We start from the raw sequence: 17,186 nt of genomic DNA on the forward strand, positions 1-17,186 counted from the left end.
TCATAAAAACCGGAATACTATTGAGCTTGCCTTTTTTACTAAGTGCCTGCGGCGTGCCCTTTATTCCCCTGATCTAAAATCAGTCCTCAGATGCGCCCAAGCCGCGTGCTTTTGCCAGCCGTCGATATGATCGCCAGCTGATGGGTATAAAGATGAGATAGAGCACTGTACCTATCGTCAAGAACCACCAAGTATAGGTGACAAGAAGCGCGACCAACATGACAACACCGATAATCATCGGAACCACCCATTCAGATGGCACACCGCGACCAAAGGTCTTGCCTGAATAGGTTGGAACACTACTGACCATCAGTAATCCAATCGTAATGACATATAAGATCACAGGACCCTGTATGATGTCATTCGCTGGAAACCCAAGAAACGACAAGTAAATCGGCAGCATACCAATGAGAGCACCGGAGGGAGCTGGCACGCCAGTAAAAAAGCGTGCGTGCCATGCCGGCTGGCTGGTTTTTTCCATAGCAGCATTAAATCGTGCTAGGCGCAAAGCTGCGCAAATGGCAAAAATCAAACTAGCGATCCAACCAATTGATCTGAAATCTTGCAACCCCCACATAAAGAGCAAAATAGCGGGCGCCACACCAAAACTGACAAAATCAGTCAGCGAATCCAGTTCAGCTCCAAATTTCGACGACCCTTTAAGAAAACGCGCCAGCCGACCATCAATGCCATCAAGAGCAGCAGCAACCACAAGTAAGCTCACCGCAAGCTCCATACGCCCCTCAATCGCCATGCGAATGGCCGTTAGACCTGCACAAAGTCCTAACAAGGTCACCAGATTTGGCGCGATCACGCGATAAGGAATTTGGCGACGCTTACGCTGCCGCTTATCATTGGTTGGGTCTAAAGGCTGAAAACCGGTTTCCATACGGAAAGTCCCTTAATCTACACGAACTGTGCGGGCTTCTGGCTTCTCGCCAAACCGTGCCACAACACTCTCGCCCGCTGTCATGATTTGACCAATATAAACATCCGGATGCGCTCCTTCGGGAAGATATACATCCAATCTCGATCCAAATCTAATCAGGCCAAAACGTTCGCCCGCTGAAATTGACGCATCCTCATTCGCCCAGCAAACAATGCGCCGCGCCACGAGACCTGCGATCTGAACCACCCCAATTGTGCCATGCTCCCCTTCAATCACCAAACCATTGCGCTCATTGTCTTCACTGGCTTTGTCCAGGTCAGCATTGAGGAACAGACCTTTTTTATAGGCTATTTTCTTTATTGTTCCCGTAATCGGTGCGCGGTTCACATGGCAGTTAAAAACATTCATAAATACACACACTCGCATCATCTGTGCGTCCCCAAGACCTAGCTCAACAGGAGGCACAGCATAACCAATGAGACTGATGCGCCCATCCGCAGGACTAACAACAAGCGAACTGTCTAGCGGTGTTACTCTTGGTGGATCACGGAAGAAATAGGCAACCCATGCGGTTATAATTAAACCGACCCAAAGCAACGGCTCCCAAAAGAAGCTCAAAGCAAAAGAAGCAATGGCTGCAATGGCTATGAATTTATATCCCTCTTTATGTATAGGAACGAGAGCGGAGCGAACAGAATCTATAACTGACATGGAATGACTTTATGCTATGGCTTTTAAAGTGTTCTGACACCAAATGCCTCAAATGAAAAGAGCGAAGATGCTTTCATCCGCGAAGACTATCGCTTAATCAATTCGTCAGCCTTTGTACCTCGCGTCACAAAGCCTGCGTCATTTTCATGCACGGCCCGCAAACGCTCTTCAGCCTCAGACGCTTCTCGCTGTCGATCCCACATAGAAGCATAAAGGCCGCCATTATCCAAAAGCTCGCTATGTTTGCCGCGCTCAGCGATTTCACCTTCTTTCAAAACAATAATCTCATCGGCCTCAATCACTGTTGACAGCCTGTGGGCAATAACAAGCGTTGTGCGGTTTTGGGAAACCACATCAAGGGCTGATTGTATTTCTCGCTCTGTGTGCGTATCAAGCGCGGATGTGGCCTCATCAAGCAGCAAAATAGGTGGCGCCTTCAAGATCGTTCGAGCGATTGCAACACGCTGTTTCTCACCGCCAGAAAGCTTCAACCCACGCTCCCCCACTTCTGTTGCAAAACCTTGAGGCAGTGCCTCGATAAAATCAGAGATCTGCGCCATGCGCCCCGCCTCAACAACCTCTTCTTCACTCGCATCAATGCGCCCGTAACGGATATTGTAAGCTATTGTATCATTGAAAAGCACGGTATCCTGCGGCACCATACCAATAGTCGCGCGCAAGGATTTTTGTGTCACATCACGCACATCTTGCCCGTCAATCATGACGCGCCCGCTGGTGACATCATAAAACCTAAATAAAAGCCGAGAGATGGTTGATTTTCCTGCACCAGAAGGGCCAACAATCGCGACCGTATGACCAGCAGGCACGTCAAAATCGATACCCTTCAGAATTGGGCGATCAGGATCATAGGAAAAGACAACATTTTCAAATCGAATGGCCCCATCAGTCACTTCCAATTTTTTGGCGTCCGGATCATCTTTGATTTCTGCATCAACTTCCAAAAGCGCGAACATTTCTTCTATATCGGTCAACCCCTGTTTGATTTCGCGATAGACAAATCCTATGAAATTAAGCGGTATAGCAAGTTGAATAAGCAGCGCATTGATCATGACAAAGTCACCAATCGTCTGCGTCCCATTTTGCACGGCCAATGCTGATAAAATCATGCAAGCCGCCATTCCGATGGACAAAATGACCGTCTGGCCGATATTCAACCACGCGAGTGATGTCCAAACGCGCACGGCAGCGCTCTCATATTGAGCCATAGAGCGATCAAAGCGCTCTGCCTCCATATCTTCATTGCCAAAATATTTCACCGTCTCGAAATTCAACAATGAATCAATCGCTTTGGTGTTGGCATCTGTATCAGAGTTGTTCATTTCACGGCGAATATTGATACGCCAATTGCTAGCGCGCACAGTAAACCACGTGTAGCACCAAACCATGAGGCCAAGAATTGCCACATAAGAAAAACCGAATTGCCACGCGAAAACGGCAGCCATAAAAGCAAACTCAAGGAGCGTAGGGAAGCCAGATAGAATGCTGAACCGAACAATAGACTCGATGCCTTTGACGCCACGTTCAATAATTCTGGATAAGCCACCAGTGCGTCTTTGCAAATGAAAGCGCAGCGACAGCTTGTGCATATGTCTGAATGTTCTTTGAGATAACCGCCGCACGGCATGTTGCCCAACACGCGCAAAATAAGCATCTCTGATTTGGTTGAAAACCATCGCAAGGACGCGCGTTAGACCATAAGCCACCACGAGCATAACCGGAACGGCCAGCCAAACTGGCAGAAAATCCGGTTGATCACCCTCACCCACCAGCGCATCAGTTGTCCATTTGTAGGTATAGGGTGTCAGAACCGTTATGATCTTGCCGATGACAAGATACACCATCGCAACAGCCACACGCCATTGCAGGTCTTTCCTGTCTGACGGCCAGATATAGGGCCACAGGTTCTTTATGGTATGATAATCACTACCATCGGCCTTAATTTTAGGCGCGTGGTCTTGGTTTTTTGAAGCGTTAATATCCGCCTTATCATTTGCAGGCTGGATTGATCTCATGAATATCCCTGAAATTTCTGCAAAGGTTCACCGTGCTGCCGTATGAGCGCTAAGTCACTTTAGTTCGATCTTACATCTTATTAGCTAGATAAGAGAAACTGCGGCCTAGTCAATCACACGTATAGGCTAAAGCGACGTTTAGTTTTGAGATGCAGCCTTGCTCCCTTCAGCGGGCAAAGTAAATGTCTGACCTGGAAATATAAGATTTGGATCTCTAATTTGATTGCGATTTTGTTCGTAAATCGCTGTAAACTTCAGTCCATCCCCATAAAGGCGTTGGGCAATCGTCCACAAGTTATCGTTGCGCCGAATGATGACCGTATTACTCCCAGCATTAGCAAGGTCGGATAATGTTAAGTCCTCGACCACAAAAGGAACTTCGGCACGAGCACTAACACTTCCGGTTGATGTCGTTATTTGATCTACGCGAATTGTATGTTCACCAGGCCCTACAGCCTGTTTATCTTCAAATAGCCAGCGACCATTCTGACCCACCTTCACATCTCCGATAGATAGACTATCAATATAGACTCGCACGGAGCTGCCTGCTTTTCCTTCGCCAGCAATAAAGACCTTGTCACCATCCACCTCAACAGCTTCAACGGAAACTGTTGGTGCTTGTGGTTTGGGGGCTGTTTCTTTTTCTACTTTTGAAGCTGCTTCATCTAGTGCCTCACTAGGTGCGGAGGCTGCGTTGTCGCGCTTTTCATTCGCGATTGTGTCTTCCACGAGCTTATCTTTTGGCTGTTTATTCCCGCCCTCATCCTCTGACGAACTATCGGAACGAACAGTGCTATCTGCCGGACTTGAAACATCTTCATCCGCGAACTCATCCGGTTTTAAAAGTCGGGCCACACGCCTGGTTTCCTCAGCAGTTTGTGATGGCACATTCACACTCTCTCGCACCTCGTTGGCGACAGAATTAGTTTCCAATTTGGCCACAAGTGCCTCTTTTGCCAATTCTCTAGCCCTCTTACTTTCTGTCAGTGAAGAAGCCTCCTCAACCAAGTTGCCGTCATCACTTTCGGTGTTCCTTGATATTACCTCTTTTGGTGGCTCAACTTTTGCCAGTTGTTGGGCTTTTGGTTTTTGAAGAATTTCAATCGCCTTGCCCGGCTCCACCAAGGCAACCAATGGTTCACCCTTTTCCGGCACGCCAATTGCGACACTCTGGTTAGAAACATTCTCGGTTCCATCCGCATCTACAGATCGAATAACAACTTGATTGTTTTCGCCCTTGATCGCATCAAGAGGTAAAGCGACAAAAGCACCCGCGGCATCGGCCGTTGTTTCAGCAATGACTTCGCCATTTTTCTCAATAAGAACTTTTGAATTTGGCGCGGCCTGCCCTGCGATTAATGTCTCGCCTGTTTGCTCGACTCGAACAACATCGAAACTAGGGCTATCTGAATTATCTTCAATCCCTCCAAGCCCCTCTAGCGCGGCAACATCTTTCGGCGCTGGCTCCCTTTGTGCTGCAGTATCAGGTGAAGTACGTTCTCGTTCAACATTAGGCCTAGAAGCTTTTTGTGATGCGCCTCTTTGCGTCGTATCAGTACTGGAATCTCCGCTTCGCTTCGTTACAGGATCAACCAATGATGAGGTCTCAACAGATGAGTTTTGTAATCCAAAACCACCAAAATAAAAATAACCAAATAACGCTACAGAAAAAGCCGCCAATACTGATAAATGTACACGATAATTTTTCATGTCGATAACCTGACTTTACTCCACCCAAGTTCATACCTAAGAAGTTTTTAGTCGCGTTTGTAATATTCTCAAACGAAATCAAATATTTGATCACCCCTGTTAAAATAGAAAATAGCCGTGATCATTAGTTTATAATACACAAGCATCATCAAATGGGGAAATCACAGATGAATCAACTAAAAAGCATATGCGTGTTTTGCGGTTCACGTAGCGGTTCAAATCCACTTTATGAGGAGCAAACTTACGCCTTGGGCAAGCAATTAGCTGATAACAATATACGCTTGATCTATGGCGGCGGTCACTTAGGTCTAATGGGCGCGGTAGCAAATGGTGCACTAGATAACGGCGGCAAAGTAACAGGAATTATTCCTGAATTTTTATATAAGATCAGTGGGGTAGCTGAATTTTCTGAAAAACTAGATACCTTAATAATAACCAAGAATATGCATGAACGGAAAATGCATATGTTTGAAAGCGCCGATGCCTTTGTTGCCTTACCAGGTGGCATTGGCACACTTGAAGAACTTGTTGAGCAGCTCACATGGGAACAACTCGGACAGCACAAAAAACCGATTGTACTCGCTGACTTTGATAATTTCTGGCAGCCATTTATCGAATTAATATCACATATGAAAGCTCAGTCGTTCATCTACCGTGAGCCTGATATCGACCCACTGAGAGCAAAATCAGCCGATGAAATTATTCCCATGCTAACTGAAGCTTTGCAAAAAACTGAACCACTAAACGATGATCTCATCAGCAAATTAATCTGACGTCGCCCACTAAGCGTTGACATTTTCTTTGAGTAATTTGTACCGCACAGAATCCACCAACGCTGCGAAAGAGGCATCTATAATGTTCTCAGACACCCCAACAGTGAACCATTGATTACCCTTACTGTCCCTACTTTCAATAAGAACTCGGGTAATCGCCTCTGTGCCCCCGTTCAATATACGTACCTTGAAATCAACAAGTTCCAAATCATCGATCAGATGTTGATATTTTCCAAGATCTTTTCGAAGAGCCACATCAAGCGCATTGACTGGACCATTACCTTCAGCAACCGAATGACACTCCTTGCCGTCAACACTCACTCTAACAATGGCCTCTGAATAGGTGGTCACCTCACCCAAAGCATTAAAGCGACGTTCAACCGCTACGCGAAAACCTTCAACCTCGAAAAAACGCGCGGCCCCACCAAGACGACTACGCGCAAGAATTTCAAGCGACGCCCCCGCCGCCTCATAAGAATAGCCGTTAGCTTCGCGCTGCTTAATTTCCTGCAACAAGCCATCAAGCCGCTTGTCACCTTTTTCCACATCAATACCCATACGCGTCAACTCAGAAATCAGATTAGATTTACCAGCCTGATCAGACACCATAACATTGCGCTTATTGCCAACGCTTTCCGGCGGTATGTGCTCATATGTCTCTGGCTCTTTGACAATTGCAGAGGCATGAATACCTGCTTTTGTCGCAAAGGCAGACGAGCCAACATAGGGCGCTTGCTTGCTCGAAGATTGATTTAGAATCTCATCGAAACTTCTTGATATTGCTGTTATTTTTTCTATTTGCTGAATCGATACATTAAGCTCAAAATTCGAAGAAAACTCATCTTTTAATAGCAGCGTTGGTAAGAGTGATACCAAATTTGCATTGCCGCATCGCTCGCCAATGCCGTTTAATGTGCCTTGGATATGGCGCACGCCAGCACGCACCGCAGCCAACGTATTAGCAACTGCATTACCCGTATCATTGTGAGTATGAATACCTAAACTATCGTTAGGTATATGGGCGCTCACATCAGCCACAATTTCGGAAATCTCATGCGGCAAAGTGCCACCATTGGTGTCACATAGCACAACCCATTCGGCCCCTGCTTCATAGGCAGCACGCGCAACAGCAAGTGCATAATCACGGTTGGCTTTATAGCCATCAAAGAAATGCTCACAATCAAGCAGCGCGCGTTTACCGGCATCTCGCGCCGTCTCAATGCTTTCTTTGAGTGCCGTTATGTTTTCTTCATTCGTGCATCCAAGCGCGACCTTCACATGATAGTCCCAAGCTTTCGCTACAAAACACACAGCATCTGCTTTTGCGGCCAAAAGTGTGGCAAGGCCAGGGTCGTTGGAAGCCGAGACGCCAACCCGCTTGGTCATACCAAAAGCAGTAAAGATCGCATCCTTGGTGCGCTTTTCTTCAAAAAAAGCTGTGTCTGTCGGATTTGCTCCCGGATATCCGCCCTCAATGAAATCAATGCCAAGCTCATCGAGCATCTCTGCGATCTGAATTTTATCAGCCAGCGAGAAGTCAACACCGGGCGTTTGCTGCCCATCGCGCAATGTGGTGTCAAAAATATAAAGTCGCTCTTTCGTCTCACTCATCGCTTCACCTCCCAGCTGGTGGTGCGTTCGCCGGTCTCAGGGTCTTTGCCGTCTTTCAACTGTATGCCATCAGCCAGAAGCGCATCGCGAATTTCATCCGCACCCGCCCAGTCTTTGGCCTTCAACAAAGCAAGACGCGCTGAAATTTGTTCCTCTATCGCTGCCTCATCCACGCCACTCATATCTGATTCCACTGACAAGCTGAGAAATGTCAGCGCATTCATCAACACCTTGCCTGACATATCAGCAAGAGAATGCAGAGCCATAGATGTATTCACATCATCAAAAAGAGCATCATAGAAGCCGCTATCTTCGCCAAAATCATCACCCTCTTTTGCGCGACGCTGCAAGCGCCGAAGCGTGTTTTCAGCCTCCTGCAAACGCTTCACACTAAAGTCAATCGGCTCCCGGTAATGGGTCATCAACATTGCAAAACGGATCACCTCTCCCGGCCATTTGCGCCCACCTACATTTTCCGTATGCAACAGATCATAAACGGTAATGAAATTGCCAAGCGACTTTGACATCTTCTCGCCTTCAACCCGCAAAAATCCATTATGCATCCATACCTTGGCCATATGCTCAACACCAAAAGCACAGCAGGATTGAGCGATTTCATTTTCATGGTGCGGAAAAACCAGATCAATCCCACCACCATGAATATCAAAGGTCTTGCCCAAATAGCGCTCGCTCATCGCTGAACATTCAATGTGCCAACCCGGACGACCATAAATCGCAACACTTTCGCCAGATAGATCAAAAGCGGCATCCCAGCCCGGTGTGTTCTCATCTGATGCCTTCCAAAGTACGAAGTCACCCGCGTTTTCCTTGTGATCCTCTACGGCAATACGTGCACCTGCTTGCTGATCTTCAAGCTTGCGTTTTGACAACTCCCCATAAGCGCCCATTGAACCAACACGAAAGAGTACTTCACGCCCCTCAGAACCTGACGCAACATAAGCATGGCCCTTGTTAATCAGCGTTTGAATGATCGAAATCATCTCAGCAATGTTTTCAGTCGCGCGGGGCTGATGTGAAGGATCAAGACACCCAAGCGCCGCCATATCGCTTTGGAACTGATTAGCTGTTTTCTCTGTCACTTCACGAATGGCATCATTCAGGCTCATTGTGCCCGCTTTTATCGCCTCACCATGCATCTCTAGCGCGCGCGCGTTTATCTTGTCGTCAACGTCCGTGATATTTCGCACATAGGTCACCTTGTCAGCACCATAAAGATCGCGCAGCAATCGAAACAGCACATCAAACACAATCACAGGTCTGGCATTACCAATATGGGCGAAATCATAAACCGTTGGGCCACACACATAGAGGCGCACATTTTCCGGATCAATCGGAGAAAATGCTGCCTTATTGCGTGTCAGCGTATTGTAAAGCTGTGGAGTTGCCTTGGCGGCCATTGATAAACCCTTCAGATATTCGTCGTTTCTCTTTCAACCACAAGCCAAATGCCGCGTATAGACCTGACCGGTTTGTTCTTGTTTTTTTACAATGAGAAAATAGGAGAACGCACGGTCAGTTTTTACAAACTAACCGATAATAATGTCGATAACTCTCGTACATTGGATCGCGGTAACTTCTATCATAGACCAGTTGTGCTCCATCAAAATTGAAACGTCAACTAAATCACCCCGCTTAAAGGGCCAAGTTTTATGAATATAACCTGAATGAAGATCTCACAAAACATTCAGAGCGGTTGTGATAATTCTTAATCACAACTAAAGATAGAAAAGCTGGGGTACATCTTATGGTACATTTATTTCGTTCGTTTTTTATGATTACATTTTTCATTGCCACCATAGGAATATTCATGGTTGGCCTTGTTCATGTCGTTAGTGATACAAGCCCTGATTTCGCCAAACTTCCAGAACCCACTGCATATATCGTTGATGCAAGTAGTAGCTAAGGATAACCCTTAGCCATATATTCCAAACCTTCCTGTCTTTCTTCTTGAGGCAAGCTACAGCCTCCTATATGTCTTTTAGGGCGGACCGTCTGAAAGATTCCAGTTTGATTCTAAATTCAAACTTCCAATCTGAAAGCGACAATGGGAGTAATGGGTTATGTCTGAATCAAAACCAACGATGAGTGAACTCGACCAGAACGCTCTATTTTATCACGAAAATCCTAAGCCTGGAAAGCTTGAAATACAGGCAACCAAGCCTCTCGGCAACCAGCGTGATCTCGCCCTTGCCTATTCTCCCGGTGTTGCCGCTCCTTGTCTTGAGATAAAACGCGACCCTTCCCTTTCTTTCAATTACACAGCACGCGGCAATCTAGTGGGTGTGGTTTCAAATGGCACCGCCGTTCTCGGTCTTGGGGATATCGGCGCACTGGCTTCCAAACCAGTGATGGAAGGCAAAGCAGTTCTTTTCAAAAAATTTGCCGGCATAGATGTCTTTGATATCGAAGTTGACGAGACGGATATTGATAAATTCTCAGACGTTGTTGCTGCGCTCGAGCCGACATTTGGCGGCATTAATCTGGAAGACATCAAATCACCTGAATGTTTCATCATTGAAGATCAATTGCGCGAGCGGATGAACATTCCTGTTTTTCATGATGATCAGCATGGCACCGCCATTATTGCGGCAGCCGCGATCACCAATGGTCTTCATTTTGCCAACAAAGATTTTAGCAATGTTAAAGTTGTCACTTCTGGTGCAGGCGCTGCTGCCCTCGCCTGTTTGAATTTACTGGTCACAATCGGTGTGAAAGTCGAAAACATCTGGGTAACCGACCGGTACGGCGTTGCCTATAAGGGCCGCGAAGAAGAAATGAACCAATGGAAAGACGTTTATGTAAAAGATACGGATGCGCGCACCCTAGATGATGTGATTGAAGACGCGGATGTTTTCATGGGGCTTTCTGCTGGTGGTGTTTTAAAGCCAGAGATGGTGAAAAAGATGGCTGACAAGCCGCTTATTCTAGCTCTTGCCAATCCATCTCCAGAAATCATGCCCGATGAAGCATTAGCAGCTCGCCCTGATGCAATGATTTGTACGGGACGGTCAGACTTTCCCAATCAAGTGAACAATGTTTTGTGTTTTCCATTCATATTCCGTGGCGCGCTTGATGTTGGGGCCACCACGATCAACGAAGAAATGAAAATGGCCGCAACACGAGCCATCGCTGAATTAGCGCGTGAGGCTGTAGATGATGCAAGCGCAAAAGCAATTGGCGGTGAGTTGCCAAGTTTTGGCCCTGGCTACCTTATTCCTTCACCCTTCGATCAACGCCTAATTTTACGCATCGCACCTGCTGTTGCAAAGGCTGCCATGGATTCAGGTGTAGCAACACGCCCAATTACAGATTTTGATGCTTACAATGAAAAACTAAATCGTTTCGTGTTCCGCTCTGGCCTCATTATGAAACCAGTGATTGAGCAAGCAAAAACTGAATTGATGCGCGTTATCTATAGTGACGGCGAAGATGAGCGTGTGTTGCGTGCCACACAAGCAGTGATCGAGGATAAGCTTGCAAAACCGATTTTAATTGGCCGCCCTGCCGTTATAAATCAGCGAATGGAGCGCTATGGTTTAAAGATGAAAATCGGGACCGATTTTGACGTTATTAATCCAGAAGATGATCCACGCTATCGCGACTATGTTGATCTGATGCATGAATTAGCTGGCAGAAAAGGCATCACGCCAGCAGCCGCAAAAAACCTAGTGCGTACAAACACCAGTGTGATCGGCGCCCTCGCCGTGAAACGCAACGATGCCGATGCTTTGATTTGTGGTCTTGAAGGTCGTTTTTCTCGCCATTTACGTGTGTTCCATTGGGTTTTAGGTTTAGAGAACGATGTCAGTGATTTTTCAGCTCTTAGCCTGTTACTCAACCAGCAAGGCGCTTTCTTCTTTACGGATACATATGTAACCGAAGATCCTTCAGCAGAAGAGATTGCCGAGATGACGATCAAAGCATCTGCGGAGATCGAACGATTCGGATTGCAACCACGCGCCGCCCTTTTATCTTTTTCAAATTTTGGATCTAGAGAGACAAAATCCTCACAAAAAATGACCCGCGCTTTGGAAATTTTAGGAGAAAAAGCGCCTGACCTCATTGTTGACGGCCCAATCCACGCCGATGCTGCCCTTAGCCCGTTCCAAAGAAATCGTATCGTTGAGAATTCACCTTTAGGAGACCAGCCAGCGAACCTATTTGTCTTCCCTGACCTGAATTCGGCAAATATCACGATGAATATGGTGAAATCGATGACCGATGCCTTACATGTTGGGCCAATTATGTTGGGCGCAAAGGAAACTGCACATATTATCACCCCATCAGTTACATCACGCGGCATCGTCAATATGACCGCTATCGCCGCTGTTGAAGCTCAAGAAAGAAAAGCAAAATCATAAAAAGCCATCGCTCTCATTTGGCTATTACAAAATTCTGATTAAATCCTGACTCGCATTTACGTTAATAAAAGCTTTTTGTGTTTTGTTAGCGTTCATAAAGGCTATGACATAATCCACAGATATCACTGCGGGTTGCATATTTCATAGCGCAAGGCAGATTTTGATGAGAGTAAACACATTGAATAATCGATCCAAGCAACGCAAATTTGCCATTTCAGTGCTGCCTTGTTTTTTTAGTGCATTCTTTCTTGCTTCCCTTTCCTCACAAAGCGCCTATGCAGAAAGCCAGCAATGCCGTGCATTGCGTGGTCAGCTGACAAAGCTCAATGTTTTAAGCACAAGTTCTTCTCCTAAAAGCGCTAATTTCAAACACTTTGACTCGCTATTTAAACGCCAAGCTAAGGCGCTAAAACATGCGAAACGTGATGCTGTTGGATTACAATGCATCTCACGTTCAGGCAAAAGGACCGGCAAAGGTGCCGCCTCTTGCCCTTCGCTGCTCAACAAAATTGGCAAAATGCAAAACAACCTCAAAAAGCTGGGTTTAAAGCGCGATAGAGCACAACCTGCAAAAACTAAAACAGCTGCACAGGTTCGCAAAGAAAAACAAAAGGTTAGAAGAAAAATACAAAAATTGCGCTGTGGTTCAATCACTCGACAGGCAAATAATAGCGACCCTAGAGAACAAAGAGGTAGCATAAAAAAAGCTGGACTTTTAGAACGTCTGTTTGGCGGCCAAAGGCGCAAACGCCGCGCACGCGAAGAAAGATTTAGGCAACAGCAAAGACTTCGATTGCAAGAACAACAAAGAAAAGCCGCACCGCAGAATTCAAAACCCTCTTTAGGTAGAGTCTACAGAACTATGTGTGTACGCGTATGCGACGGCTACTACTTCCCCATCAATTTTGCGACGGTCAGAAAAAATTTCGATAATGACAGAGCATTTTGTGAAGCCAGCAATCCAAGCACAGAAATGCGGCTCTTTTTCCATCATAATCCAAGCGAAAGTACTGAGGATATGAAAGACCTAGCGGGACGACTTTATGCAGAGTTGCCGAATGCATTCCGCCATCGTCGTGAGGTTGTTAGCAATCAAATATGCCCACGCCGCCCAACACAAAGCGCCTTCAAACAAGTCGCAGGCGCGGCGCTAGGCGAAGTCTTGGCTGAAAAGCAATCCCGCTTAGTTAATGCTGCAGGTCAATTTGACAATGCACTCGATCAACCCTCACCAAAGCCAGATCTCTTCATCGATGCTGATACCCATATGGCGCAGATCGGAAGATTTCATCTCAAATCGATCAAAGAAGTGAAAGAAGAAATTATAGCAACCAATGTTATTACAACCTATGACCCATCAAAAATTGCCGACACAGGCGTCAGGGTAATCGGGCCAACGTTTCTTGACGACCAACAATCTGTAAAATTACTCCTAGCTCCGGACCAGATTCAAGTCCAGTGAGCGCACGACGTAATGGCATGAAAAGAGCTTTACCTTTTCTTCCCGTCTCCTGTTTTAAAACACTCGTCCACTCACCCCATGTTGCTTGACCCCATGGCTCCTCGGGTAGACGCTGTTTGGCAACCTTCAAGAATTCTGTGTCTTCCTCGCTAAATTCAACACTTTGCGGGGCGCTCACAGCACTCCACCAGTCAGAAATGTCGCCAAACATCTCAAGATTGGCTTTGATCGCATCCCAAAATGCTTCACCACCGCCAATATCAAGCGCATCCAGGCGTGGCTTAGCATTTCCATAATCCATTGAATGAAGCAGCCGCATATTCAACGCTTTCAAGTCATCAGGATCAAACTTAGCAGAATTTTTCGTCACCACTTCAGGTTCAAAAAGCTCCACAAGATCATCAAGTGATGCCTTAGGCTCAACGGGCAATGATGTGCCAATCAATGTTGCCAGTGACGTAATCGCCCCAGGTTCATAACCGTCTAATCGCAAGTTTTCGATCGACAGTGATCCCAATCTCTTAGACAGACCTCCGCCTGATTTATCCTGCAATAGATTATGATGTCCAAATGTCGGCAGTTTCTCTGCACCTAACGCACTGAAAACCATCAGTTGAACGGCAGTATTGGTGACATGGTCGTCACCACGCATAACGTGTGTCACACCCATATCAAGATCATCAACACAAGACGGCAATGTATAGAGATAGGTGCCATCCCCTCGAATGAGAACTGGATCAGATAATGAGGCTAGATCAGCCGTTTGAGGCCCCCTGATAAGATCATCCCAACGACTATCAGTGCGGGTCGTGACGAATGGATCATCAGCATAATTTTTAAGCAAAAACCGCCAATGGGGCTTACGGCCCTCCTCTGCAAATTTTGCGTGATCTTCTTCTGTTAGCTTGAGCGCAGAACGATCATAAACAGGTGGGAGTCCACGCGCCAAACGCCGTTTTCGCTGACGATCCAACTCATCTGGCGTCTCATAGCATGCATAAAGTAGACCGGCTTCTTTGAGTTTTTTTGCAGCTTCATCATAAAGCGCAAAACGCTCTGATTGTTTTTCTACCCGGTCCGGCGTAATGCCCATCCAGTCAAGGTCTGCAGAAATAGTATCAGCATACTCCTGTTTGGAGCGTTCTTGATCCGTATCATCAAAGCGCAAGATAAACGAACCTCCCCGCTTCTTGGCATAAAGCCAGTTCAAGAGTGCGGTGCGGGCGTTGCCGATGTGAATTTTTCCCGTTGGGGATGGCGCGAAGCGTACTGTTGTCATGGCAATCGGTTACCCTCGTTTTCATAAAATGTCCATGCTGAAATATGCGTTAGTCTAATGCAAAGGCAAAATATAAACGGCTCTCACACTTGAACTTGATTTGACGACAGTGATGTTCATTCGGCAAGACTAGACAAAAAGGGAGATTATTATGCGCAATTTAGCCAAATTTTTCATCGCATTTATTGCTGTCCTATTCAGTTTTAATGCTTTTGCTGAGTCTGTCAGCTTCAAAGCAGCCGACGGTCTGCTTGTTTCTGGGGATTTAAACAAAGGGTCCTCATCAACAGCCATTGTTTTGTTCCATCAAGCAGGCTCAAGCCGGGGCGAATATAAAACCATCGCTCCTCGCCTCAATAAACTCGGCTATACAACCTTAGCCATCGATCAACGCTCCGGCGGCGCTTTTGCTGGTATCAAGAACGAAACAGCACAGCGCGCTACGAAAGCTTCTAAACGAACCAACTTTGCCGCCGCAAGACCAGACCTAGAGGCTGCCATTGCCTATGCTAACGGCCTCGAAGGTGTAAAAAAAGTTGTGATCTGGGGCTCTTCCTACTCTTCATCTCTGGTTTTAGTTATCGCAGGCGAAAAAAGCGCAAAGGTTGATGGCGTTTTATCCTTCTCACCGGGGGAATATTTGAAAGGCATTTCTGTTCAAGGTGCAGCCAAAGGCATCGCTGTCCCAACTTTTATAAGCTCCGCCAAATCAGAAACCGGTCAATGGAGAGCTATTCACAAAGCTATACCAGCGGATATCAAAGCTGTTGGATTTAAACCCAAAGGCGGTGGCAAACATGGATCATCTGCCTTGATTGAAGGCCGCTCATCCAACGCAGCCGAATACTGGGCAGCTGTGGAACAATTTCTCAGCACCAATTTCTAAAAAAGAAAGCCCCTGATCGATACTTTCGAGTATCAGTTCAGGGGCTTCCAATAGATAGCGACAAAAGCGTTTAAACCGCTAATTTAATTGCGCTTTCATCCCGTTGCTCTTTAATCAATTCAGCAACCAAAAACGCAAGTTCTAACGCCTGATGGGCATTGAGACGCGGATCACAATGGGTGTGATAGCGGTCTGATAGATCAGCATCTGAGATCGCCCGCGCACCGCCTGTGCATTCAGTCACATTCTTGCCTGTCATTTCAACATGAATGCCACCTGGGTGTGTTCCCTCTGCACGGTGCACCGCAAAGAAGTCTTTAACCTCAGACAAAATGCTGTCGAACGGGCGGGTTTTAAAACCCGACGTTGCCTTGATTGTATTGCCGTGCATCGGGTCACAAGACCAAACAACTGTGCGGCCAGATTTTTTAACCGCGCGGACAAGAGCCGGCAAATGGTCGCCCACCTTGTTTGCACCAAATCGAGCAATCAGAGTAATACGCCCTGCCTCATCTTCAGGATTCAAAACCTCTAGAAGCCGCACCAACTCATCGGGATCAAGGGATGGACCGCACTTAATGCCAATCGGGTTTTTAATGCCACGGAAATATTCCACATGGGCATGATCTGGCTGTCGAGTTCTGTCACCAATCCACAGCATATGACCACTTGTTGCATAGTGATCACCAGTGGTTGAATCCACCCGAGTGAATGCCTCTTCATAGCCAAGCAGCAATGCCTCATGACTTGTGAAGAAATCAGTCGAGCGCAACTGAGGGGCGCTTTCCGAGGTAATCCCAACAGCCTTCATAAACTCGAGCGCTTCGCTGATCTTATCTGCAAGAGCGCGGTAACGATCTGATTGTTCGCCTTCAACAAAATTCAACATCCAACCATGGATATGCTCAAGATTGGCATAGCCACCTTGAGAAAAAGCACGCAGCAGGTTCAAGGTCGCAGCGGATTGGCGGTAAGCCATAATCAAACGCTCAGGATCCGGTACACGCGATGCTTCGTTAAAATCAATACCATTGATAATGTCACCACGGTAACTGGGCAGCTCCACGCCATCTGACGTTTCAGTTGGCGCTGAGCGTGGTTTTGCAAATTGGCCCGCAATACGCCCTACTTTCACAACAGGTTTACCAGCTCCATAAGTCAGAACAACCGCCATTTGCAGGAAGACACGGAAGAAGTCGCGAATGTTGTCAGGATTATGCTCCGCAAAGGCTTCAGCACAGTCGCCGCCTTGCAATAAAAAGGCTTCGCCATTCGCAACTTTGCCTAGTTCAGCCTTTAAAGCCCTGGCTTCACCGGCAAACACCAATGGTGGATAGCCAGCCAAGCGTGCCTCATATTCCTCAAGTCGTGCCTGATCCGGATAATCCGGAACTTGAAGGATAGGCTTGTTTCTCCAAGACGTTGGGGTCCAATTCGTACTCATACTATT

12 protein-coding genes are annotated in these 17,186 nt (G+C 46.7%); 4 read left to right on the forward strand and 8 right to left on the reverse strand.

Going from position 1 to position 17,186, the window contains the following annotated elements; genetic code table 11:
- Positions 1-79 precede the first annotated feature (79 nt).
- The 4 genes from pssA to ABJ081_11180 all read right to left on the reverse strand — a co-directional run bounded on the left by pssA (position 80) and on the right by ABJ081_11180 (position 5,343).
- Positions 80-889, reverse strand: coding sequence for a CDP-diacylglycerol--serine O-phosphatidyltransferase (gene pssA / locus ABJ081_11165; GenBank protein MEP6357230.1), 810 nt, complete (start codon positions 887-889; stop codon positions 80-82).
- Between the two features lie 12 nt (positions 890-901).
- Complete coding sequence (locus ABJ081_11170; GenBank protein MEP6357231.1) at positions 902-1,600, reverse strand: phosphatidylserine decarboxylase; 699 nt, start codon at positions 1,598-1,600, stop codon at positions 902-904.
- A gap of 86 nt (positions 1,601-1,686) precedes the next feature.
- Entirely contained in the window at positions 1,687-3,633 is a 1,947-nt protein-coding gene (locus tag ABJ081_11175; GenBank protein MEP6357232.1) for an ABC transporter ATP-binding protein/permease, read from the reverse strand.
- A 138-nt stretch (positions 3,634-3,771) separates the two neighbouring features.
- Positions 3,772-5,343 (reverse strand): LysM peptidoglycan-binding domain-containing protein, encoded by a 1,572-nt coding sequence (locus ABJ081_11180; protein ID MEP6357233.1) that lies wholly within the window; start codon positions 5,341-5,343, stop codon positions 3,772-3,774.
- Between the two features lie 167 nt (positions 5,344-5,510).
- Here ABJ081_11180 and ABJ081_11185 point away from each other — a divergent pair, with 167 nt between their 5' ends.
- The gene (locus ABJ081_11185; GenBank protein ID MEP6357234.1) at positions 5,511-6,116 is read left to right on the forward strand and encodes a TIGR00730 family Rossman fold protein; all 606 of its coding nucleotides are present in this window, start codon (positions 5,511-5,513) and stop codon (positions 6,114-6,116) included.
- Positions 6,117-6,125: 9 nt separating this feature from the next.
- Here the strand turns inward: ABJ081_11185 and cimA are convergent, their stop codons facing one another.
- Together cimA and cysS are read right to left on the reverse strand one after the other, a co-directional pair.
- Positions 6,126-7,727, reverse strand: coding sequence for a citramalate synthase (cimA, locus tag ABJ081_11190; protein ID MEP6357235.1), 1,602 nt, complete (start codon positions 7,725-7,727; stop codon positions 6,126-6,128).
- On the reverse strand, positions 7,724-9,145 hold the full coding sequence (cysS, locus tag ABJ081_11195; GenBank protein MEP6357236.1) for a cysteine--tRNA ligase: 1,422 nt from the start codon (positions 9,143-9,145) through the stop codon (positions 7,724-7,726). Before cysS ends, cimA begins: the two co-directional genes overlap by 4 nt.
- 663 nt (positions 9,146-9,808) lie before the next feature.
- On the opposite strand from cysS, the gene ABJ081_11200 reads away from it, so the two are divergent.
- Both ABJ081_11200 and ABJ081_11205 read left to right on the forward strand, forming a co-directional pair.
- A complete protein-coding gene (locus ABJ081_11200; protein ID MEP6357237.1) occupies positions 9,809-12,109 on the forward strand; it encodes an NADP-dependent malic enzyme in 2,301 nt (766 codons plus the stop codon).
- 163 nt (positions 12,110-12,272) lie between these two features.
- On the forward strand, positions 12,273-13,571 hold the full coding sequence (locus ABJ081_11205) for a DUF2865 domain-containing protein (GenBank protein ID MEP6357238.1): 1,299 nt from the start codon (positions 12,273-12,275) through the stop codon (positions 13,569-13,571).
- Here ABJ081_11205 and gltX read toward each other — a convergent pair.
- On the reverse strand, positions 13,489-14,850 hold the full coding sequence (gltX, locus tag ABJ081_11210; protein ID MEP6357239.1) for a glutamate--tRNA ligase: 1,362 nt from the start codon (positions 14,848-14,850) through the stop codon (positions 13,489-13,491). The two genes, ABJ081_11205 and gltX, sit on opposite strands and share 83 nt — an antisense overlap.
- A 151-nt stretch (positions 14,851-15,001) precedes the next feature.
- On the opposite strand from gltX, the gene ABJ081_11215 reads away from it, so the two are divergent.
- Positions 15,002-15,736 carry an alpha/beta hydrolase gene (locus ABJ081_11215; protein MEP6357240.1) on the forward strand — a complete coding sequence of 245 codons (735 nt, stop codon included), beginning with the start codon at positions 15,002-15,004 and terminating at the stop codon, positions 15,734-15,736.
- 70 nt (positions 15,737-15,806) lie between these two features.
- Here the strand turns inward: ABJ081_11215 and ABJ081_11220 are convergent, their stop codons facing one another.
- A complete protein-coding gene (locus ABJ081_11220; protein MEP6357241.1) occupies positions 15,807-17,180 on the reverse strand; it encodes a 3-deoxy-7-phosphoheptulonate synthase class II in 1,374 nt (457 codons plus the stop codon).
- Positions 17,181-17,186: the final 6 nt, after the last annotated feature.

The sequence above is a fragment of the Hyphomicrobiales bacterium genome (assembly GCA_039989895.1).
In the GTDB taxonomy this organism is placed as follows: Bacteria; Pseudomonadota; Alphaproteobacteria; order Rhizobiales; family JACESI01; genus JACESI01.

Bases quoted from the DNA above. Each gene is read 5' to 3' on its own strand.
- pssA (MEP6357230.1), bottom strand. From the start codon at position 889: ATGGAAACCGGTTTTCAGCCTTTAGACCCAACCAATGATAAGCGGCAG.
- ABJ081_11170 (MEP6357231.1), bottom strand. From the start codon at position 1,600: ATGTCAGTTATAGATTCTGTTCGCTCCGCTCTCGTTCCTATACATAAA.
- ABJ081_11175 (MEP6357232.1), bottom strand. From the start codon at position 3,633: ATGAGATCAATCCAGCCTGCAAATGATAAGGCGGATATTAACGCTTCA.
- ABJ081_11180 (MEP6357233.1), bottom strand. From the start codon at position 5,343: ATGAAAAATTATCGTGTACATTTATCAGTATTGGCGGCTTTTTCTGTA.
- ABJ081_11185 (MEP6357234.1), top strand. From the start codon at position 5,511: ATGAATCAACTAAAAAGCATATGCGTGTTTTGCGGTTCACGTAGCGGT.
- cimA (MEP6357235.1), bottom strand. From the start codon at position 7,727: ATGAGTGAGACGAAAGAGCGACTTTATATTTTTGACACCACATTGCGC.
- cysS (MEP6357236.1), bottom strand. From the start codon at position 9,145: ATGGCCGCCAAGGCAACTCCACAGCTTTACAATACGCTGACACGCAAT.
- ABJ081_11200 (MEP6357237.1), top strand. From the start codon at position 9,809: ATGTCTGAATCAAAACCAACGATGAGTGAACTCGACCAGAACGCTCTA.
- ABJ081_11205 (MEP6357238.1), top strand. From the start codon at position 12,273: ATGAGAGTAAACACATTGAATAATCGATCCAAGCAACGCAAATTTGCC.
- gltX (MEP6357239.1), bottom strand. From the start codon at position 14,850: ATGACAACAGTACGCTTCGCGCCATCCCCAACGGGAAAAATTCACATC.
- ABJ081_11215 (MEP6357240.1), top strand. From the start codon at position 15,002: ATGCGCAATTTAGCCAAATTTTTCATCGCATTTATTGCTGTCCTATTC.
- ABJ081_11220 (MEP6357241.1), bottom strand. From the start codon at position 17,180: ATGAGTACGAATTGGACCCCAACGTCTTGGAGAAACAAGCCTATCCTT.